The following is a 20607-nucleotide window of genomic DNA, read 5'->3' on the forward strand; positions in this document are numbered from 1 at the left end:
GCCGATGCCGCGATACTCCCGCCGTGCCGGACGACGACCTTGTTCTCTCCACTTTGCGCGATCAGTGGCATCTGCAGCCCAGCGAGATCGTCGCGTTGCCCGACGAACTGCTGTCCCGGGGGTGGGAGGTGTCGGCCGGGCCGGAGCGCTACGTCTGCCGGCTGTCCGAGCCGGGCGCCCGTCAGCCGGTCGAGGCCGGCCTGATCGCCGCCGAGCATCTCCGGGTGCGGAACATCGCGGCCGGCGAGCCGGTGCGCACCCTCGGCGGCCAGCTCACCGCGCAGACCCCGGCCGGGGCGCTGGCCCTGCTGCGCCGGGTGCCCGGCCGGCCGCTGGACGGCGGCGACCCGATCGATCAGCAGTGGTGGGGGGACCGGCTGGGCGTCGTACACCGGGCCCTGCAGCATTTTCACCACCCCGGCCTGCGGCCGTGGCAACCGCTCGACCCCGGCGCGGCCCATCTGACCGCGGAGCCTTGGCTCCGCGGGGCCGTCGCCGACGCGGTCGGCGCGGCCACCCGGCTGACCGTCACCGACCGGCTGACGTACGGCGTACTGCACGGTGACCCGGCGCCGGGCAACTTCGTGGTCGACCCGGGCACCGGCCGGGCCGGACTGCTCGACTGCGGCGCCAGCGGGGTCGGGCCGCTGGTCTACGACGTGGCCGCCGCGGTCGGCTACACCGGCGGCCCCGACCAGGCCACCGACCTGATCGACGGCTACCTGGCGGCCGGGCCGGTGCGCCGCGACGAGCTCGAGGCTGCGCTGCCGGTGCTGGCCCGGCTGCGCTGGGCGGTGCGGGCCGACCGGGCCGCCCGCCGGGGTGACTCCCGGACCCTCGGATGCGCCCGCAAGGCCCTGGAGTCGGCGGCCGGCTGAGGATGGACAAGGATGGTCGGGTGGCCGCATACAGGTACTTCTACGACTGCGAGTTCATCGAGGACGGCCGCGTGGTCGATCTGGTCTCGATCGGCGTGGTCGACGAGTTCGGCCGCGAGTTCTATGCGGTCAGCACCGAGTTCGATGACACCAAGGCGATCCCCTGGGTGCGCCGCAACGTCCTCGACAAGCTTCCGTCCCCCTCCGACAAGGCGTGGCGGTCGCGCGAGCGCATCCGCGAGGACCTGTACGAGTTCCTGATGGAGCCGATCCGCGGCCGCGACGAGCAGATGGAGTTGTGGGCCTGGTTCGCCGCCTACGACCACGTTGCCCTGGCTCAGCTGTGGGGTGCGATGCCGGCCCTGCCCCGGGAGATCCCGCGCTTCACCAAGGACCTGCGCCAGCTCTGGGACGACCGCGGCAAGCCGCACCTGCCGAGCATGTCCGGGCGGCACGACGCCCTGGTGGACGCGCGGCACAATCTGGCCCGCTGGGACGTATTGAAGGCTTAGCCTGGATGTCGGGGCGCTTTCGCCCACGTTTCGGGCTGCGACTACTGTTCCGATCGCAGCCCGCCCCGGGGCCGGCAACGCTGCCGAGAGTGCTTCCTGGGGCTGACGGGCTTTCTGCATCCTCGCGACCCGATTCAGGGAGGACGAGCAAATCATGCGTATCGGCGTGCTCACCGGCGGCGGCGACTGCCCCGGTCTCAACGCGGTGATCCGGGCGGTGGTCCGCAAGGGCGTCGCCGCGTACGGTCACGAGTTCGTCGGATTCCGCGACGGCTGGAAGGGCCCGCTCGAGGGTCTGACGAAGCCGCTCGGCATCGCGGAGGTCCGCGGCATCCTGCCGCGCGGCGGCACCATCCTGGGCTCCTCGCGCACCAACCCGTTCAAGATCGAGGGTGGCGTCGACCGGATCAAGGCCAACCTGGCCGAGCAGGGCGTCGACGCGCTCGTCGCGATCGGCGGTGAGGACACCCTCGGTGTCGCCACCAAGCTGAACGACCTCGGCGTCAACGTGGTCGGTGTGCCGAAGACCATCGACAACGACCTCAACGCGACCGACTACACGTTCGGGTTCGACACCGCGGTGAACATCGCGATGGAGGCGATCGACCGGCTGCACACCACCGCCGAGTCGCACCACCGCACCCTGGTCGTCGAGGTCATGGGCCGGCACGCCGGCTGGATCGCGCTGCACGCCGGCCTGGCCGGTGGCGCCAACGTGATCCTGCTGCCGGAGCGCAACTTCGACGTGGAGCAGGTCGCCACCTACGTGACCAAGCGCTTCCAGGTGGAGTACGCCCCGATCGTGGTCGTCGCCGAGGGCGCGCAGCCGCTCGAGGGCCAGATGATCACGCACAACCAGGAACTCGACTCGTTCGGCCACGTCCGCCTCGGCGGCATCGGCCAGTGGCTGGCCGAGCAGCTGGAGGAGAAGACCGGCAAGGAGGCCCGTACGGTCGTCCTCGGTCACATCCAGCGCGGTGGCACCCCGACGGCGTTCGACCGGGTGCTCGCCACCCGCTTCGGCCTGCAGGCGATTGACGCCGTCCACGAGGGTGACTTCGGTAAGATGATGGCGCTGCGGGGCACCGACATCGTCCGCGTGCCGCTGATCGAGGGCACCGGCGAGCTCAAGACCGTGCCGCTCTCCCGCTACGAAGAGGCTGAAGTCTTCTTCGGTAGCTGATCTTTTGACAAGGGGGGCGACCGACGGTCGCCCCCCTTGTTTTGTTCGCAGTGCTTCTTGACCGATGGGGTGAACGTGACCAAGCACAGTGTCGCCGTGATCGGCGCGGGCAAGCTCGGTGAGCTGGTCCTCTCCGGACTGCTGCGCTCCGGCTGGCCGGTCAGCCAGCTGCTGGCCACCACCCGCCGGCCCGAGCGCGCCACCGAGCTGGCCGAGCGCTACGGCATCCGGCCGGTGCTCAACCTGACCGCGATCACCCAGGCCGACGTGCTGCTGATCGCGGTGAAGCCGCAGGACGCGGCCAAGCTGCTTGACGACTTCGGGATGAAGGTGCCGCCCGGCAAGCTCGTGGTGTCGCTCTGCGCCGGCCTGCCGACGAGCTTCTTCGCCGAGCGGCTGCCCGGTGGCATCCCGGTGGTGCGGGTGATGACCAACACCCCGGCGCTTGTCGACCAGGCGATGACGGTGATCTCCCCGGGGCCGTACGCCACCGAGGAGCACCTCGCCCTCACCGAGGAGATCTTCAAGCCGGTCGGCAAGACCATGCGGGTCCCCGAGTCCCAGCAGGACGCGGTGACCGCGCTCTCCGGCTCCGGGCCGGCCTACTTCTACCTGCTGGTCGAGGCGATGATCGACGCCGGCATCCTGCTCGGACTGCCGCGCCAGGTCGCGCACGAGCTGATCGTGCAGACCGCGATCGGCTCGGCCGTGATGCTCCGCGACTCCGGCGAGCACCCGGTCAAGCTGCGCGAGGCGGTCACCTCACCGGCCGGCACCACCATCTCGGCGATCCGCAAGCTGGAGGAGCACGGCGTACGCGCGGCTTTCCTGTCGGCGCTGGAGGCGGCGCGCGACCGCGCCGCCGAGATCGCGTCGCAGATGTCTCGGCCAAAAAGCGAGTAGAGCTAGTACCAAATAGCGATCTTCGAACCGTTGGTCTCCTCCGGGGGCGACGGATGGCTCAGGGCCGTGCCGGTCGCCATCCGGTGCGCCGACCAGGCCACCGCGGCCGCGTCCAGGATGTCGTCGGGCGGGGCCTGCCCGGCCGGGCCGATCTGGTCGGGCAGCACGATGCCGTTGCGCGCCAGCAACTCGCGCCGACGCGCCTGACCGGCCCAGGTCTTCTTCGCGTACGCCAAGGGCTCGCCCGCCATGGTGCGGAAGGAGACCTCGGGGTGCGCCTCGAAGAGCAGGCCCGGATGCCGTTCCCAGATCGCGTTGGCCTCCAGCAGCTTGGGCCGTAAGGCCCAGGACTGCCGGCTGAGGCCGGCCCCGGTCAGGTCGCGGCAGAGCCGGTTGGCCGCCGCGAAGTCGGCCTCCATCCAGACCTGGCGGGGCGGCACCCGGAAGATGCTGCCGCGCCGCGGCCCGAGCTGGTCGGCGGCGAGGGTGTCCGCGGCGCGCCACTTGTCGGGCAGCATGCCGAGCGGGATGTCGACGCCGATGACGGCCGCACCGGAACTGTTGGCAACGATCTCGTAGAGCGAGGCGGCGAGCACCGCGCGGCCGAACGCGCCGTCGCGCAACTCGACACCGACCCAACCCAGGGCGTACGCGTCGACGCCGATCACGTGGATGCTCATCGGCCTGGGAACCCTCGGCCACCGCTATGGGCGTCGATGCCGACGTCGAAGATGGTCATGACGGCAGACTACGCGCTGTGCCCGTTCGTGTGCACCCTGTACATCTCGGCGCCGTGAAGTTAAGACCGTGATTAATCACGGTCTCGCGTCTTGACGTTGGTGAATACCTGTGACTACCGTCTCCCTCACGAACTTTTTGGAAACTTTCCTAACTGTTCACATCCCCCTTTGCTCGACCGCCTTGAGGAGACGAAGTGCAGAAATCCCTCCGCCGGGCTCTCTGGGCCGGGGTGATCGTCGCGGCCGCTACCGCCACGGTCCCCATGGTTCAGGCGTCAGCCGCAGCGGCCTGTGCCCCCGCCTGGTCCTCAACCGCCGTGTACGTCAAGGACAACGCCGCCTCCCAGAACGGCCACAACTACACCGCCAAGTGGTGGACTCAGAACGAGTCCCCGGCCACGCACAGCGGACAGTGGGACGTCTGGATCGACGGTGGAGTCTGCGGCGGAACCACCCCGACCACGCCGCCGACCACCACCCCCACGACGGCTCCGACGACGTCGCCCACCACGTCGCCGACCACCGCCCCCACCACGGCCCCGACCACGGCGCCGCCCGGAACCAGTGGCAAGAACGTCGTCGGCTACTTCGCCGAGTGGGGCGTCTACGGCCGCAACTACCACGTCAAGAACCTGGTGACCTCGGGCTCGGCCGCCAAGCTGACGCACATCCTCTACGCGTTCGGCAACACCACCGGCGGCACCTGCTCGATCGGTGACTCGTACGCCGACTACGACCGCGCCTACTCGGCGGCCGAGAGCGTCGACGGTGTCGCCGACACCTGGGACGCCGGCGCGCTGCGCGGCTCGTTCAACCAGCTGCGCAAGCTCAAGAAGCAGTACCCGAACATCAAGGTGATCTGGTCGTTCGGCGGCTGGACCTGGTCCGGCGGCTTCACCCAGGCCGCGGCGAACCCGGCCAACTTCGCCAACTCCTGCTACAACCTGGTCAAGGACTCCCGCTGGTCGGACGTCTTCGACGGCATCGACATCGACTGGGAGTACCCGAACGCCTGTGGCCTGTCCTGCGACGCCAGCGGGCCGGCCGCCTACAACAACGTGATCTCCGCGCTGCGCACCAAGTTCGGCTCGTCCTTCCTGATCACCTCGGCGATCTCGGCGGACGGCTCGAACGGCGGCAAGCTCGACGTGGCCGACTACGCCTCCGGCATCGCGAAGCTGAACCTGGTCTTCCCGATGACGTACGACTACTTCGGCGCGTTCGCCCCGCAGGGCCCGACCGCCCCGCACTCGCCGCTCACCTCGTACACCGGCATCCCGACCGCCGGCTTCTACTCGGACGCGGCGATCCAGAAGCTGAAGAGCAAGGGCGTTCCGGCCAGCAAGATGCTGCTCGGCATCGGCTTCTACGGACGCGGCTGGACCGGCGTCAGCCAGGCGGCACCCGGCGGCTCGGCCACCGGCGCGGCGCCCGGCACGTACGAGGCGGGCATCGAGGACTACAAGGTCCTCAAGACCAGCTGCCCGGCCACCGGCACGGTCGGCGGCACCTCGTACGCCAAGTGCGGCAGCAACTGGTGGAGCTACGACACCCCGTCGACGGTCGCCGGAAAGATGACCTACGTGAAGAACCAGGGTCTCGGCGGAGCGTTCTTCTGGGAGTTCTCGGGCGACACCAGCAACGGTGAGTTGATCTCCGCGATCAAGAACAACCTCTAGGCGTACGCCTAAAAGTACTCATCTCCTCAGGTGAGAAGCGGGGCACCGGGCGCAAGCTCGGTGCCCCGCTTTCGTAGGCTTGGTGGCATGCGCCGTGAGTGGCACCAGCTGAGTTACCCCGGGGTCGGTAACCCGGCCTTCCAGACCTCCCGCCCGTCCGACGACTCGGCCGAGGACGCCGCCCTCGGCCTCGATCGATGGCGGGACCTGCCCCGCGTGCAGATGCCGCCGTGGGCGGACATGGACGAGGTCGCCTCGGTCTGCAAGGTGCTCGACAACGTCCCGTCCATCGTCGCCCCCTACGAGGTCGACCAGCTGCGGGTCAAGCTCGCCGAGGTCTGCGAGGGACGCGCGTTCCTGCTGCAGGGCGGGGACTGCGCCGAGACGTTCGAGGCCAACACCGAGAGCCACCTGCTCGCCAACGCCCGCACCCTGCTGCAGATGGCGGTGGTGCTGACCTACGGCGCGTCGATGCCGGTGGTGAAGGTGGCCCGGGTCGCCGGGCAGTACACCAAGCCCCGCTCGGCGCCGACCGACTCGCTCGGCCTCCCGGCCTACCGCGGCGACCTGATCAACTCGCTGGAGGCGAACGAGGCCGCCCGCGTCGCCGACCCGCAGCGGATGATCCGGGCGTACGCGAACTCGGCCGCCGCGATGAACATGCTCAGGGCGTACCTGTCGGGTGGTCTGGCCGACCTGAACGGCCTGCACGACTGGAACAAGGACTTCGTCCGGGCCTCGCCGGCCGGCGAGCGCTACGAGGCGATCGCCCGCGAGATCGACCGCGCCCTCGACTTCATCCGGGCCTGCGGGATGACCGACAACGAGGCGCTGCGTACGGTCAGCCTGTACTGCTCGCATGAGGCGCTCGCCCTGGAGTACGACCGGGCGCTGGCCCGGGTCAGCGACGGCAAGGCGTACGGCCTGAGCGGTCATTTCCTCTGGGTGGGCGAACGCACCCGGCAGCTGGACCACGCGCACCTAGACTTCATCAGCCGGATCGCCAACCCGGTCGGCGTGAAGCTCGGCCCCGGCACCAGCCCCGACACCGCGATCGAGCTGTGCGAGAAGCTCAACCCGGACAACATCCCGGGCCGGCTCACCCTGATCAGCCGGATGGGCAACGGCCGGGTGCGCGACGCGCTGCCGCCGATCGTCGAGAAGGTCACCGCGACCGGCGCCAAGGTCGTCTGGCAGTGCGACCCGATGCACGGCAACACCCACGAGTCGTCCAACGGTTACAAGACCCGGCACTTCGACCGGATCGTCGACGAGGTGCTCGGCTACTTCGAGGTGCACCGCGGCCTCGGCACCCACCCCGGCGGCATCCACATCGAGCTGACCGGCGAGGACGTCACCGAGTGCCTGGGCGGCGCGCAGGGCATCGAGGACCTCGACCTGCCGGACCGCTACGAGACGGCCTGTGACCCGCGGCTGAACACCCAGCAGAGCCTGGAACTGGCCTTCCTGGTGGCGGAGATGCTCCGTGGCTGACCTGCGATCCACAGCGCCTACTTTCGACCTTCGGTCCGACACCGTCACCCGCCCGTCGGTCGCCATGCGGCGAGCGATGGCTGAGGCGATCGTCGGCGACGACGTCTTCGGCGACGACCCCACGGTCAACGCCCTCGAGGCCCGGGTGGCCGCGATGTTCGGGCACGAGGCGGCGCTGTTCGCGCCGTCCGGCACGATGGCCAACCAGATCGCCCTCCAGCTCGTGGTCCCGCCCGGCGGCGAACTGCTGGCCGGCGGCGACGCGCACGTCCTGGTGTACGAGATGGGCGCGGCCGCCGTGGTCGGCGGCATCTCGTCGCGTACGTGGGGTTCGGTCGGCGCCGACCTCGACCCCGCCCAGATCGGCGCGATGGTCCGCAAGCCGGGCGGTTACACGGTGGCGACCCGGGCGATCGCCGTCGAGCAGACCCACAACCTGGGCGGCGGGGGAGTGGTGCCGCTGCCCACTCTGCAGGCCCTGCGGGCCACGGTCGACAAACACAGGGCCGACCAGCACGAGATCGCCCTGCACTGCGACGGCGCCCGGATCTGGCACGCGCACGTCGCCGACGGGGTGCCGCTGGACACCTACGGCCGCCTGTTCGACACCATCTCGGTGTGCCTGTCCAAGGGCCTCGGCGCCCCGGTCGGCTCGCTGGTGATCGGCAGCGCCGAACGCATCGACCGGGCCCGGATCATCCGCAAGCGGATGGGCGGCGGCATGCGCCAGGCAGGCATTCTCGCGGCGGCGGCGGACTACGCGCTGACCCACAACATCACCCGGCTCGCCGAGGACCACGAGCGCGCCCAGCGGGTGGCGGTGGCCCTGGCAAAGTACGGGGTGGTGGACCCGACCCAGGTGCGCACCAACCTGGTCCTGGTCGACCTGAGCGGCACCCGGCTGGACGCGGCGTCGTTCGTCGCCCGAGCCGCCGCCCAGGACGTACACATCGCCGCGATGCTGCCGCACCTGGCCCGCGTCGTGACCCACCTGGACGTCGACGACAACGCCCTCGACCAGGCGATCACGGTACTGACGGGGATCCTCGCCCAGGAGGCGTGACCAATGTCCGACCCGATCGTGGTGGCGCACGCCGCCGACGGCCTGCTTCCGCACTTTCCCGACGTGGTGCGGCTGCCCGAGGGCCGGCTGCTGGCCGCCTACCGGGAGGGCACCGGCCACATCAGCCACGAGGGCCGGATCGCCGTCGTGTCCTCCGCCGACGACGGGCAGACCTGGAGCAGGCCGCGGGTCGTGGTCGACGGCGCACACGACGACCGCGACCCGAAACTGGCCGTCCTCTCCGACGGCACCGTCCTGCTGAGCTACTTCGTCCTGGAGTGGACCGGCGAGCGGACCCACGACAACCACGGCGTCCAGGTGCGGCGCAGCACCGACGGCGGCCGCACCTGGTCGCACGCGGTGCAGGTCGGCAGCCACTGGTGGGCGTCGCACGGAGCCGCCGTCGAACTGCCCGGCGGCGACCTGCTGCTGCCGGTCTACAACCGCCCGCCCGGCGAGAAGTGGCACCGGGCGGTGGTGGTCCGCAGCACCGACGGCGGCCACACCTGGCCGGCCAAGTCCGAGGTCTCGGTGGCGCACGGCAGCACGTTCCACTTCCAGGAGCCGACCCTGACCGTCCTGGACGGCCAGATCGTGGCCCTGATCCGCACCACGGTCGAGCACGCTTACCTCTCCCGCTCGACCGATCACGGCCACACCTGGACCGCACCCGTCCCGACCGACATGCCGGCCTCGTCGCACCACGCGCTGCGTCTGGCGAACGGCGAGGTTCTGGTCACCTACGGCGACCTGTCCAAGCGCTTCGCCGAACACCGTGACACGGTGGGCCGCCTGGTCCGGCGGCCGCTGGCGACCTGGGACGGCTACCCCGACATCCAGCTGTACGACTCGGGCCACCCCGACCAGGCCAACCCGTCCAGCGTGGAGCTGTCCCCGGGCCAGTTCCTGACCCTGGGCTTCGACATCCCGGCCCGCACGGTAGTCGCCTTCCGCACATCGGCCGAGGACTATCCGGGATTAGTTTCATAGGTTGACTTAATTGCGTTCAGTTGCCTAGCCTCCTCGCGAAGACATCGAGGGAGGACGATATGGCGCGCCATCGAACCAGGGCTGCCGCGGTGATCGCCGGGCTGCTCGCCGCCGGGCTCACCCCGGTCACGCCGGCCCGGGCGGCCGCACCGCCCACCCCGGCCTATCTCGACCCCCGCTACTCCTTCGCCGAGCGGGCCGCCGACCTGGTGTCCCGGCTGACGCTCCCGGAGAAGGTGGCCCAGCTGCACACCAACAGTGCGCCGGCCGTTCCGCGCCTGGGCATCCAGCAGTACACGTACTGGAACGAGGGCCAGCACGGGATCAACCGGCTCGGCGGCAACGCCCGGCACGGCAGCGTCGGCGGTGGTGTGCACGCCACCAGCTTCCCGACCAACCTGGCTACCTCGATGTCCTGGGACCCGGAGCTGATCTACCAGGAGACCACGGCCATCTCCGACGAGGCCCGCGGCCTGCTCGACCGGTCATTGTGGGGGACCGGGCAGAACAACATCGGGCCCGACCCGGCGGCGTACGGCAACCTGACGTACTGGGCGCCGACCGTCAACATGGCCCGCGACCCCCGCTGGGGCCGCAACGACGAGGGCTTCGGCGAGGACCCGGTGCTGACCGCGACCCTGGCCGGCGCGTACGTCAACGGTTACCAGGGGCAGACCCGGTCCGGCGAGCGCCTGACGCCGTACCTGAAGACCGCGGCCACCGCCAAGCACTTCGCGCTGAACAACGTCGAGGCCACCCGGCAGTCCGGCAGCTCGGACACCACCGACGCGAACATCCGCAACTACTACACCCCGCAGTTCCGCAGCCTCATCCAGGACGCCCACGTGTCCGGCCTGATGACCGCGTACAACCGGGTCAACGGCACCCCGGCGCCGGCCGACACCTACCTGGCCAACCTGCTGGCCGAGCGCACCTGGGGATTCGGCGGTTACACCACCTCCGACTGCGGGGCGATCACCGACATCTGGGCGAGCAACCGGCACAACTGGGCGCCGCCGGGCTGGACCACCAGCACCGCCGGCGGCACGACGACCTGGACCGAGACCGCGACCGGCCGGCAGCTCTCCGGCGCGGCCGGCGGGCAGGCCTGGGCGCTGCGGGCCGGCACCCAGCTGAACTGCAAGGGCGACGAGTACACCCTGGCGAACGTCCGGGAAGCCATCGTCGCGGGCGTGCTCAGCGAGGGCGTACTCGACGACGCCCTGGTCCGGGTCTTCACCACCCGGATGGCCACCGGCGAGTTCGACCCGCCCGCCGAGGTCGGTTGGACAAAGATCCAGAAAGACCAGATCGAGAGTACGGATCACCAGCGTCTCGCCGAGCAGGTGGCGGCCAGCTCCCTGGTCCTGCTGAAGAACGACGGCGCCCTGCTGCCGGCCGACCCGGCGAGCCTCGACCACGTCGTGGTGGTCGGCGACCTGGCCGGCAAGGTCACCCTCGGCGGTTACTCCGGCGACCCGACCGTGCAGGTCAACGCCGTGCAGGGGATCAGAAACGCGCTGCCGGGGGCCACCGTCACCTTCGACCCCTGTGCCACCTCGACCACCGCCACCACCCCGGCCGCCTGCGCCGCGCAGACCCTGACCGAGCTGCCCGCCGCCGACCTGGTCGTGGTCGTGGCCGGCACCGACCTCAACGTGGCGACCGAGGGCCGCGACCGGGCCACCCTGGCGCTGCCCGGCAACTACCGGTCGCTGATCGACCAGGTCGGCGCGGCCGGCAACCCGCGAACCGTGCTGGCCCTGCAGGCGAGCGGACCACTGGCCATCGAGGACGTACAGCCGAAGTTCCCGGCCGTTGTCTTCGGCGCCTACAACGGGCAGAGCCAGGGCACCGCGCTGGCCGACGTCCTGTTCGGCAAGCAGAACCCCAGCGGGCACCTGAGCTTCACCTGGTACCGGGACGACGCCCAGCTTCCCGGCATCGAGAACTACGGGCTCACCCCGGCCCAGACCGGCGGCCTCGGCCGCACCTACCAGTACTTCACCGGCACCCCCAGCTACCCGTTCGGCTACGGCCTGAGCTACACCACCTTCGGGTACGGGCCGGTCCGCACCGACCGCGCCGCCACCACCCCCGACGGGCGGATCACCGTCCGGTTCGACGTCACGAACACCGGAACCGTCCCCGGCGCCACCGTCGCCCAGCTGTACGCCACCACTCCCGCCGTCCCCGGCGTCGACCTGCCCGCCAAGCGGCTGGCCGGCTTCCGGAAGACCCGGGTCCTGCAGCCCGGCGAACACGAGACGGTAGCCATTCCGGTCCAGGCCGCCGACCTGGCCTTCTACGACGAGAAGCAACGTAGGCAGGTGGTCTACAACGGCCGTTACCGGTTCCAGGTGGGTGCCGACGCGGCGCACGTCGCCGGCGCCGTCGACGTCCGCATCCACGGCCGGATCACCCCGCGGATCACCTCGGTGACCGTCCAACCCGACCGGGTGCGACTCAGCCCCGGTGACACGCTCGACCTGCGCGGCCGGAACCCGTGGATCGCCGACGACACGGCCCGGTCCGACGCCACTCCGTCCGGCGAGCACGTCCGGGCCGACCGGGTGATCGAGGCCGTGCACAACGACGAGTCGTTCGTGAACCTGGACCGGGCCCGGGTGACCTACCGCAGTGGCAACCCGCGGGTCGCCACGATCAGCCCGTCCGGCCGGGTCACCGCGGTCGCGGCCGGCGTGACCACCATCGCGGTGACCGTCGGCGGCGTCACCGGAACCACGCCGATCGTGGTCGAGCAGCCCTTCACCCTCGACGTCCCGTCCCTGACCACGGCCGGGAGCAGCATCACCGCCACCGCCACCCTGCCCAATCCCGGCCGGGTCCCGCTGACCGGCGTGACGCTCGGCGTAGACGCCCCCGGCGGCTGGTCGGTGACCCCCGACGGCCCCACCACCTTCGCGTCGGTCGCCCCCGGCGCGACGGTGCGGGCTTCGTGGACCCTCACCCCACCGACCCAACCCGGGGCGTACGACGTGACCGCGCACGCCACGTTCCGCAGCACCAGCGGCCTGGCGACCGCGTCAGCCGCCCGTACCGTGGCCCTGCCGTTCCCGTCCCTGGCCGCGGCGTACGGCAACGCCGGGGTCAGCGACGACACCCAGCCGGCCACCGGCAACCTCGACGGCGGCGGCTACTCCTACTCCGCGCAGGCCCTGGCCGCGGCGACCCCGGCCATCACACCCGGGGCGGTCTTCCGCCACGACGGCCTCGACTTCATCTGGCCGGCCGCCGAGCCCGGCGCCGCCGGCAACGTGGTGGCCGGCGGCCAGACCATCGACCTGACCAGCGCCGGCTCGGGCACTGGTCCGGGCGCCCGGCTCGGCCTGGTCGGCACCGGGGTCAGTGGCACCGCCTCGGGCCCGGCGACCATCACCTACACCGACGGCACCACCCAGACGTCCACCCTGGCGTTCGCCGACTGGTACGCCAACGCGCCGGCCGCCGGTGGTGCCATCGTCACGTCGGTCGCCTACCACAACATGGCGAGCGGCCGGCGCGACCGCAAGGTCAGCCTCTACTTCACGTCAATCCCGCTCGACCCGGCCAAGACCGTCCGTTACCTCACCCTGCCCGACATCAGCCAGGGCGTGACCGCCTCCCAGACCAGCATGCACATCTTCACCGTCGCCATCGGCTGAGCAGCGCTGTTCTCCCGCCGGCGGGCGGCGCAGCAGCAGGGCCGTGATCAGGAGGGCGGCCACGACGAAGCCGGCCGCCACCAGGAAGGCCCGGACGTAACCGTCGTGCAGGGCGGCCACCTCGGTGGAACCCGCGGTGCGGTTGGCGGCGACCACGGCCAGGATCGACAGGCCGAGGGCGCCGCCCGCCTGCTGGGCGGTGTTGGTGAAGCCGGAGACCGTGCCGGTGTCGGCCGGGGCCGCCCCGGCCATGGCCAGCATGATGATGGCCGGCACGGTGACGCCCACGCCCAGACCCATCACGATCAGCGGCGGCAGCATGTCGGCCACATAGGACACCTCCACCGGCATCCGGGCCAGGAGCAGCAGCCCGACCAGGAACAGCGACAGCCCGGCCAGCAGCACCGGCCGCGGCCCGAAGCGGGCGGTGACCCGAGGCGCCACGAACAGCGAGACGATGCCGATCACCAGCGGGGTCGGCAGGAACGCCAGCCCGGTGCCGAGCGCGTCGTAGCCCATCACCCGCTGCACGAACAGGGCGTTCAGGAACTGGAACCCCATCCCGGTCGCGAAGATCAGCAGAACCGCGGCGTTCGCGATCAGGAGCCACCGGCGGGACAGCACGCGCAGGGCGATCAGCGGCCGCCGGGCGTACCGCTGCCGGAGCAGGAACGCGACGATCAGCACCGGGGCAAGCACCCCGGCGAGGGGCGAGCTCGCGATGATCGCGTACACCCCGGAAGAGAGACCCGCGGTGATCAGCGCGGCCCCCGGCAGGTCCAGGCCCGCGGCGAAGCCCGGGCCGGACTCGCGGGGGAGCAGCCGCCGTCCGGCCAGGTAAACGGCGGCGCCGATCGGCACGTTCACCAGGAAGATGACCGGCCAGCCGACCGCGTCGGTGAGGACGCCACCGGCCACGAACCCGAGCGCCGCCCCACCGGCCTGGGTGAAGCTGTAGATCCCCATGGCTCGCGCCTGCGCCCCCGGCTCCGGGAACAGCCGCACGATCATGCCGATCACCACGGCCGCCGCGAGGGCGCCGCCGGCCCCTTGGACGAACCGCCCGCTCACCAGCCACCCGGCCGTGGGTGCCAGCCCGCACAGCAGGCTGGCCACCGTGAACAGGGCCAGCCCGGCAAGGAAGACCCGCCAGGCGCCGAGCAGGTCGCCGAGGCGCCCGGCCAGCAGGAGCAGCCCGGCGAAGGCGACCAGATAGGCGTTGACCACCCAGGACACCCCGGCCGGCGAGAACCCGAGCTCACGTTGAATGTCCGGAACAGCGACGGCGACGATCGTGCTGTCCAGCACGATCATCAGCGACATGGCGCAGAGCACGGCGAGCGCGGCCGAGCGATGGTTCACGGAAGGGCTCATGACCCGACCGTAACAGATAATCCGCTACCGGACTATCTGCTAATCACCTACCCGCGCGCCTGCCTACCGCCCTCGCGCGCGCCGGATCGGCTGCGGCCCAGGGTCCTTGGGCGCCTCGACCAGCGCACCAAGCGCCGCCACGAACGCGGCCCGGTCGGCCGGTGACAGGGCGCCGAGCGCTTCGGAGTGCACCCGGTCGACGATCCGCTGCCCTTCCTCGGCGGCCGCGCGCCCCTTCTCGGTGACCACCACGATCCGGGCTCGCCGGTCGGTGGCCGACGGCCGTCGCTCGGCCAGGCCGAGCTGCTCGAGGTCGTCCACGGTGCTGACCATCGTGGTCTTGTCCAGGTCGGCCAGCGCGGCCAGCTGAATCTGAGTGCGGTCTTCCTCAAGCGCGTGGATGAGCACGCACTGCATCCGCGGCGTCATGCCGATGTCGGCGAGCGCGGCCCCCAGCCGGTTGGACAGCACATGCCCAGCCATGTTGAGCAGCCCGGTGATGTCCCGCTCGGTCCGTTCAGGCGCGCCGGTTCGTTCAGGTGATGCCGTGCGTTCAGGTGCTGCCATGTGGGCAATCTTATCCTTGGATTATCCGATAGCGGATGATCCGAACCTGGGACTACCGATGGCGATGGAGGCACGGGGTCCGGTCGGCGGCCTGTCACCAGGCCTTGGTGGTTACGCCGTCCAGCTCGCGGATAGCGTTACGGTTCTCGGTAGCCAGGATTGTGAGCACTCGCTCGGCATCGTCAAGGCTGGCGTACTTGCCGACCGAGGCGGACTCGGTCACGAGCGGCGACTCGAGCCAAAGCCTTCCGTCCTCCCACCGCATCTGCACGATGCCGGCGTCGTGGACGGCAGCCAGCCAGGAGTTCGTCCGAGTGGGCAGCCGCCGCACGACGGCGAGTATCTCGGGCAGACTCATCGGCTGGCCGGCGACCTGTTGCGGACCAGTTGGCATGCACTGGTAGGTGACCTCGATGAGCCCCGTCTCGCTGGGTACCGCACCTTCGTCTTCCGCACCTTCGTCTTCCGCACCTTCGTCTTCCGAGTCGAGAAGCCGCAAACCCTCGAAGCGGCCCGCCTCCCGGCCGTCATCGCTGATCAGGCGGTGCCTCTCGCGCCGGATCGTCACCGTCCGTTCGCCGTCGTCGACCCGCACGCTCGTATCGTCGGGCAACCAGGGCAGCTCGAGCGCGGCGAGCGCGCCCAGTGACATCGGCGGGAAGACCATGTTCCGGTCCGGAGCGAACCGCACTTCCGCCGTACGACCGAGCTCAGCGCTCACCGGAAATGCCGCCATCCGGCCGTGCCGGCGTTTCGCCCACCGCAGCCGGACGTGAACGCGCTCGAGCGGGTCGCCGGTCCAGTCCACCTCCAGGCCCTCACCGCGCAGGGCGGCCACCACCTCGTCGCCGATCTGCGCCTCGCCGATCTTCTTGTCGAAGGAGCCGTACGCCAGCCACAGGGTCCCGCCCTGAGCGGCCCGTTCGGCATCCTGCCCGTGATAAAAAACGTATCCGCGAGCCGGCTCCCCGGTGCCTGCCTCGTCGCCGATCTCGCTGTTCCCGCAGGACTGGCAGCACGCGAAATCCTCCCGGGCCACGATCCCCGCCAGATCGAGCGCGCGAAACGCGTCCGTGAGCCGATCGCTGTCGGTCCGAGCAGGCCACCCCGCCTGGGCATCGAGGTGCGCGGCGAGCTCGCGCGGCACGATCTCCCAGGCCAGCGAGTACAGGTCGGCGACGTCGCCCTGACCGTGCAGGTACTCCGCCACACCGGACACGATCATCCCGCACGTCATAAGGCCGCGGGCCACCTCACCACGTGCGTACTCGGTCGCGGACTGCCGAAGGTCATCGGGTTGCACCGCGGCAAGATAGCAACGTCCCAGCGTCCCAGCGTCCCAGCGTCCCGGCGTCCCGGCGTCCCGGCGTCCCGGCGTCCCAGCGTCCCAGCGTCCCAGCGTCCCAGCGTCCCGGCGTCCCAGCGTCCCGGCGTCCCAGCGTCCCGGCGTCCCGGCGTCCCGGCTGTCGGCTTGCCGAGGCGCGCCTCGCTGAATGGCGCGAAGCGGACTACCAGGCCTGGCGTGCCCTGCTCGACGGCAAGGATTTCCGAAGTTTGGCCCATGCGTCTTGATCAACGGCCCGACGTGGGTCAACGACCTATTCGCGCTGGTGGAACGCCGGGGAAAACGCCAGGTGGAAGGTGTTGCGCCGGGGCCGGCGCAGCGGGTCGACGCTGGCGGGTGGCAGGAACTCCGGGTGGCCGTCGGCGGCTAGGCGGACCTGCCAGTCGGTGTGGTGGATGACGCGGTGGTGATGCCGGCAGAGCAGGCAGGCATTGGACAGCGCCGTCGGGCCGCCGTCGGCCCAGGGGATCAGATGGTGGCCGTCGCACCACGCGGCCGGCCGGTCGCAGCCAGGGAAGCAGCATCCGCGATCGCGGAGGATGAGGGCGCGGCGCAGCGGGCCGGTGAAGAGGCGGCGGGAGCGCCCGAGGTCGAGAACCTGGCCGTCAGCGCCGAGAACAGCCGGAATGATCCGGGCGTCACAGGCGAACATCCGCGCTTCCGCGGCGCTGACCGGCGCGCCGGTGTCCAACCGCCCGGGACAGGTCGGCGCCGCACCAGGGCCGGGGGTCGGGCCGGGGGTCGGGCCGGGGGTCGCGCCGGCGCTGGTCGCCGCTGCGGCCGGATCGGTCTTCAAGGTGTCGAGGGGGATCGTTACGACCACCTGGGCCGGTTCGCCGCCGGAAGTGGGCAGGTCGCCGTTGCGCAGGGCCTGGGCGCAGATGTCGACCAGGGCGTCCGCGCGGCGCTGGGCCGGGGTGCGGGCGAGGTCGGGGTCGAAGGCGGCGTCGCGGTCGGGATGACACGGCGGGTCGCCGGAGGGGTCGAGGTAGGCCTGGTGCCGCGGGTCGGCGGCGGGGTCGAGGATGGTGGCGGGGTCGAGGATGGTGGCGGGGTCGAGGATGGTGGCGGGGTCTAGGACGGCGTCGCGGTCGGAGCGGCACGGCGGGTCGGCGGCGGGATCGCGGCTGGGGTGGCAGAGCGGGTCCAGGGCGGCGTTGACCGTGGCGGCCGCGGTGGTGTCGAGCCAGCCGGACAGGCGCACTCGGCCGTCGCCGAACGGGCTCATCGTGAAGCCGCGGGTGCGCCTCGCCTTTTCCTCCTGCCGGCGCAGCGTTTCGGCGTCGTGCCGGTCGGCGGCTTCCGGATCGATGTGGGCGAGGATGCGGGAACCCAGCCGGCCCAGGTTGGTGGGGTCGAACTCGGCCGCGAGCGCGATCAGCGCGGCTGAAGCCTCGGCCATCGTGTCGGCGCCGGTGTCGCGGGGCAGGTCGGTGAGGGCGGCCGCGATGGTTCGGGCCTGCTCGGTGGTGAGGGTGCCGGCGGTGACGGCGGCGTTGAGGGCGGGGGAGTCGAGGGCGGCGGCGAGCCTGGTCAGTTGCCGGCCCTCCCAGATGGTCGTGCGGAGTCGCTGGCGTAGCCACACGGGGGTGCTGGATTGGGCTTCGCGCCGTGGAATTCCACGGCGCGAAGCCTCACCGACGAGGCGCGCGGTGACCGCCAGAGCTTGCTGCGCGCAGGCCCAGCCCTTCTCCATCGCGGTCACCACGTCGGAGTCGGACCCGGACCACAGCGGCACGTCGCACTTGGCGAGCATGTCGCGGATCTCGGTCAGTTCCTCCAGCACCCCGACAGATTCGCACACCTGTACGACAAAAAATCAGGACGGCCGGCGGACCTGTCCCGTGCCGGCCCGCCGACCGCGATCGAGCCCGCAAGGGCGCCGCCGCGCGGTGCACCAACTCGGCCTCGCCGGCTGTGCCGCCAGCGGGTCACCGCGTAGCTGACCAGCCGCACCACGGTGGGCATCGGGACAGGGGACTACTGCTGGGTGCGGCGCCAGCGCTGTGGGGTGATGCCGTAGCGGTTGCGGAAGCGGCGGACCAGATAGGTGGCGTCGCGCAGGCCGGTGCGGGTGGCGACGGTGTCGAGCGACAAATCGGTCTCGCGGAGCATTCGCCGCACCTCGGTCATCCGCCGTTCGGTGATCCATTCCAGCAGGGGACGGCCGGTGCGCCGGCGGAGCACGGTCGTGAGGTGCCCGGGGGTGTAGCCGAGTGCGCGGGCGACGTCGGTGGCGGAGACCGGCTGGCGGAACGTCGCCTCGATCTGGGCGAAGACCCGCTCGACGAGTGGGTCCAGCGCGGGCGGAGCGCTGGGTGCCAGCCGCGCGGCCGCGACCAGAAGCCGGGTGAGCAGCGCGGCGACCGCCTCGTGGGCGCCGAGGCGGGCCGGGTCGGCCAGTTCCCCGGCCAGCTCCGCCAGCCACCCCGACCAGGCCGCCCGGTCGGGGCCGGCAATCCGGGCGGGCGGCCCGTCGGCCGCGAACAGGGCGAGCAGGGGATGGTGCAGCCAGGCCAGTGGGGAGACCGAGGCGAGGGCGGGGACGGCGTCCGGGGTGAAGGCGACCGACCACGCGCGGCCGCGGGCGATCTCCGCCGCGGCCCCGACGCCGACGACCTGCCCGGGCGACACGGCGTGCAGCTCGCCGGTCCGCAGTGACCGCTCGGTGCCGTCCACGGTGACCGAGCCGGTGCCCTGCTCGACGTAGAGCAGGACGAAGAAGTCGTGCGCGTGCCGGTGGTCCGGCGGGAGGCCGGCGTGGGTGGCTTCGGTGTCGAAGTGGGTCACCGAGACGGGCGGCAGACCGGGGCGCTGCCGGTAGCGGTAGACCAGCGTCCCGCCCGGCCGTACCGTCCGCAGGCTCGAGGGAGCAACCGAAGAAAGTCCCATATTCACCCCGCTTAGTCCTGCCTGACGACCGCAGGATATCCAAGTCTTGGAGGTGACGACGAGAGGGAGGCATCAATGGCACCTTCGACCCCCGTACGCATCCTTGATCAGCGGACTCCGGAGGAGCGGGACCGCCCGTTCCTGCCGGGTGCGCGAAAGCCCTGGCTTCTCCCGTTCTACGACGCCCTCACCCGGGTGGCCGGCGTCCGCGCATTGCACGAGCGAGCGGTCGCGCTCGCCGGCATCGAGCCCGGTCAGACCGTGGTCGATGTCGGCTGCGGCACGGGCAACCTGTCGTTCGCCGTGCTGGCGGCCCAGCCGGGCGCGCGGGTGACCGGCCTCGACCCCGACGCGCAGGCCCTGCGCCGGGCAGCACGCAAGGCCCGCCGCCGGAACGTCCCGCTCACCCTCGTCCGGGGGTACGCCGACCGGATTCCCGCCGAGGACGCCTCGCTCGACCATCTGATCTCGGCACTGGCCCTGCACCACGTCGATGACGACGGCCGCATCGCGCTCGCGCGGGACGCGTTACGCGCTCTTCGTCCGGGCGGAACGGTCACCGTCGCCGACTTCGGCGGCCCGGCGTCCGACGTCGAGAACGCCGGACATTCGGCCCGCTGGCGGCACCTGACCCGCCCGATGCACTCCCGGGTCGCGCGCAGCCCGGTGGTGTCCCGCAACCGCGGCAACGGCATCGTCACCCTCCTGGCCGACGCCGGTTTCGGCGACGCCCGGGAGGTCGCACACGCCGACCACCGGCTCGGCCGGGTCACCTTCGTGCAGGCGACCCGCCCCTGATTCGGGACGACCGGCGGACCTGCCCCCGTGCCGGCCCGCCGGCCGCGATCTGGCCGCAAGGTCAGGCGAGCGCGGCCCAGGACGGGGCGGCCGGCCGCACTCGCAACGGCATCCGCGCCTCGGACGGGGTGCGGTCGCCCTTGCGGTTGTTGCAGCGGCCGCAGGCGGCCACGGTGTTGGTCCATTCGTTGGCGCCGCCGCGCGAGCGGGGCAGCACGTGGTCAATGGTGGACGCCGGGGCACCGCAGTAGGCGCAGGCGCGGTGGTCGCGGGCCAGCACGCCGACCCGGGACCAGGCCGGGCCGCGGCTGTGCCGCCAGCGGGTCACCACGTAGCTGACCAGCCGCACCACGGTGGGCATCGGGTAGACCCCGATCTGCCGGTCGGGCTCGGCCTCGTGCACGACCGCCACCTGCCGGAACAGCATGCGGACGGCGTGCCGGAGGCTGACCCGGTGCAGCGGCCCGAAGTCGGCGTTGAGAACAAGGACGGCGCTCATCGTGGCCACCTCCCCGCGTGACTGA

The 20607-nt window shown here is 71.4% G+C and carries 17 protein-coding genes; 10 read left to right on the forward strand and 7 right to left on the reverse strand.

Translation table 11 applies throughout. The features are described 5' to 3' along the window. Positions 1–23 precede the first annotated feature (23 nt). The 4 genes from Ate02nite_RS19260 to proC all read left to right on the forward strand — a co-directional run bounded on the left by Ate02nite_RS19260 (position 24) and on the right by proC (position 3476). Positions 24–878 (forward strand): phosphotransferase enzyme family protein, encoded by an 855-nt coding sequence (locus Ate02nite_RS19260; RefSeq protein ID WP_203807407.1) that lies wholly within the window; start codon positions 24–26, stop codon positions 876–878. Positions 879–898: 20 nt separating this feature from the next. Then, positions 899–1390, forward strand: a complete 492-nt coding sequence (locus tag Ate02nite_RS19265) for a polyadenylate-specific 3'-exoribonuclease AS (RefSeq protein WP_239147519.1) — start codon at positions 899–901, stop codon at positions 1388–1390. 154 nt (positions 1391–1544) lie between these two features. Then, complete coding sequence (locus Ate02nite_RS19270) at positions 1545–2573, forward strand: 6-phosphofructokinase (RefSeq protein WP_203807411.1); 1029 nt, start codon at positions 1545–1547, stop codon at positions 2571–2573. A gap of 75 nt (positions 2574–2648) precedes the next feature. Further along, the gene (gene proC, locus Ate02nite_RS19275; RefSeq protein WP_438871222.1) at positions 2649–3476 is read left to right on the forward strand and encodes a pyrroline-5-carboxylate reductase; all 828 of its coding nucleotides are present in this window, start codon (positions 2649–2651) and stop codon (positions 3474–3476) included. Positions 3477–3478: 2 nt separating this feature from the next. Here proC and Ate02nite_RS19280 read toward each other — a convergent pair whose 3' ends face one another. After that, positions 3479–4156 carry a DUF429 domain-containing protein gene (locus Ate02nite_RS19280; RefSeq protein WP_203807413.1) on the reverse strand — a complete coding sequence of 226 codons (678 nt, stop codon included), beginning with the start codon at positions 4154–4156 and terminating at the stop codon, positions 3479–3481. Between the two features lie 254 nt (positions 4157–4410). Between Ate02nite_RS19280 and Ate02nite_RS19285 the strand changes: the two genes are divergently transcribed. From Ate02nite_RS19285 to Ate02nite_RS49455, 5 genes are all read left to right on the forward strand, one after another. After that, positions 4411–5895 (forward strand): glycosyl hydrolase family 18 protein, encoded by a 1485-nt coding sequence (locus Ate02nite_RS19285; protein WP_203807415.1) that lies wholly within the window; start codon positions 4411–4413, stop codon positions 5893–5895. A gap of 87 nt (positions 5896–5982) precedes the next feature. After that, the gene (locus Ate02nite_RS19290) at positions 5983–7389 is read left to right on the forward strand and encodes a class II 3-deoxy-7-phosphoheptulonate synthase (protein ID WP_203807417.1); all 1407 of its coding nucleotides are present in this window, start codon (positions 5983–5985) and stop codon (positions 7387–7389) included. Further along, complete coding sequence (locus tag Ate02nite_RS19295; RefSeq protein ID WP_275422910.1) at positions 7382–8452, forward strand: threonine aldolase family protein; 1071 nt, start codon at positions 7382–7384, stop codon at positions 8450–8452. Before Ate02nite_RS19290 ends, Ate02nite_RS19295 begins: the two co-directional genes overlap by 8 nt. Before the next feature lie 3 nt (positions 8453–8455). Then, positions 8456–9442, forward strand: coding sequence for a sialidase family protein (locus Ate02nite_RS19300; protein ID WP_203807419.1), 987 nt, complete (start codon positions 8456–8458; stop codon positions 9440–9442). 59 nt (positions 9443–9501) lie between these two features. Further along, entirely contained in the window at positions 9502–13107 is a 3606-nt protein-coding gene (locus Ate02nite_RS49455; RefSeq protein ID WP_203807421.1) for a glycoside hydrolase family 3 C-terminal domain-containing protein, read from the forward strand. On the opposite strand, the gene Ate02nite_RS19310 is transcribed toward Ate02nite_RS49455, so the two are convergent. The 5 genes from Ate02nite_RS19310 to Ate02nite_RS19330 form a co-directional block, all read right to left on the reverse strand. Next, complete coding sequence (locus tag Ate02nite_RS19310; RefSeq protein ID WP_239147520.1) at positions 12994–14481, reverse strand: MFS transporter; 1488 nt, start codon at positions 14479–14481, stop codon at positions 12994–12996. The genes Ate02nite_RS49455 and Ate02nite_RS19310 overlap by 114 nt on opposite strands. Positions 14482–14544: 63 nt before the next feature. Beyond that, complete coding sequence (locus Ate02nite_RS19315) at positions 14545–15048, reverse strand: MarR family winged helix-turn-helix transcriptional regulator (RefSeq protein ID WP_203807423.1); 504 nt, start codon at positions 15046–15048, stop codon at positions 14545–14547. 94 nt (positions 15049–15142) lie between these two features. Then, positions 15143–16351 (reverse strand): DUF6891 domain-containing protein, encoded by a 1209-nt coding sequence (locus Ate02nite_RS19320; protein ID WP_203807425.1) that lies wholly within the window; start codon positions 16349–16351, stop codon positions 15143–15145. A gap of 295 nt (positions 16352–16646) precedes the next feature. After that, a complete protein-coding gene (locus Ate02nite_RS19325; RefSeq protein ID WP_203807427.1) occupies positions 16647–18197 on the reverse strand; it encodes an HNH endonuclease signature motif containing protein in 1551 nt (516 codons plus the stop codon). 176 nt (positions 18198–18373) lie between these two features. Further along, positions 18374–19285: an AraC family transcriptional regulator gene (locus Ate02nite_RS19330; protein ID WP_203807429.1), complete on the reverse strand. Its 912-nt coding sequence runs from the start codon at positions 19283–19285 to the stop codon at positions 18374–18376. Positions 19286–19360: 75 nt separating this feature from the next. Here Ate02nite_RS19330 and Ate02nite_RS19335 point away from each other — a divergent pair, with 75 nt between their 5' ends. Beyond that, on the forward strand, positions 19361–20083 hold the full coding sequence (locus Ate02nite_RS19335) for a class I SAM-dependent methyltransferase (protein ID WP_203807431.1): 723 nt from the start codon (positions 19361–19363) through the stop codon (positions 20081–20083). A 61-nt stretch (positions 20084–20144) separates the two neighbouring features. Here Ate02nite_RS19335 and Ate02nite_RS19340 read toward each other — a convergent pair whose 3' ends face one another. Next, positions 20145–20582 (reverse strand): HNH endonuclease, encoded by a 438-nt coding sequence (locus Ate02nite_RS19340; RefSeq protein WP_203807434.1) that lies wholly within the window; start codon positions 20580–20582, stop codon positions 20145–20147. Between the last annotated feature and the right edge of the window lie 25 nt (positions 20583–20607).

This window comes from Paractinoplanes tereljensis, assembly GCF_016862435.1.
GTDB classification, from domain to species: Bacteria; Actinomycetota; Actinomycetes; order Mycobacteriales; family Micromonosporaceae; genus Actinoplanes; species Actinoplanes tereljensis.

Excerpts from the sequence above, each read along its gene's own strand:
- Ate02nite_RS19330 (WP_203807429.1), bottom strand. The coding sequence starts at position 19,285 with ATGGGACTTTCTTCGGTTGCTCCCTCGAGCCTGCGGACGGTACGGCCG.
- Ate02nite_RS19315 (WP_203807423.1), bottom strand. The coding sequence starts at position 15,048 with ATGGCAGCACCTGAACGCACGGCATCACCTGAACGAACCGGCGCGCCT.
- Ate02nite_RS19340 (WP_203807434.1), bottom strand. The coding sequence starts at position 20,582 with ATGAGCGCCGTCCTTGTTCTCAACGCCGACTTCGGGCCGCTGCACCGG.
- Ate02nite_RS49455 (WP_203807421.1), top strand. The coding sequence starts at position 9,502 with ATGGCGCGCCATCGAACCAGGGCTGCCGCGGTGATCGCCGGGCTGCTC.
- Ate02nite_RS19270 (WP_203807411.1), top strand. The coding sequence starts at position 1,545 with ATGCGTATCGGCGTGCTCACCGGCGGCGGCGACTGCCCCGGTCTCAAC.
- Ate02nite_RS19290 (WP_203807417.1), top strand. The coding sequence starts at position 5,983 with ATGCGCCGTGAGTGGCACCAGCTGAGTTACCCCGGGGTCGGTAACCCG.
- Ate02nite_RS19335 (WP_203807431.1), top strand. The coding sequence starts at position 19,361 with ATGGCACCTTCGACCCCCGTACGCATCCTTGATCAGCGGACTCCGGAG.
- Ate02nite_RS19300 (WP_203807419.1), top strand. The coding sequence starts at position 8,456 with ATGTCCGACCCGATCGTGGTGGCGCACGCCGCCGACGGCCTGCTTCCG.
- Ate02nite_RS19310 (WP_239147520.1), bottom strand. The coding sequence starts at position 14,481 with ATGAGCCCTTCCGTGAACCATCGCTCGGCCGCGCTCGCCGTGCTCTGC.
- Ate02nite_RS19280 (WP_203807413.1), bottom strand. The coding sequence starts at position 4,156 with ATGAGCATCCACGTGATCGGCGTCGACGCGTACGCCCTGGGTTGGGTC.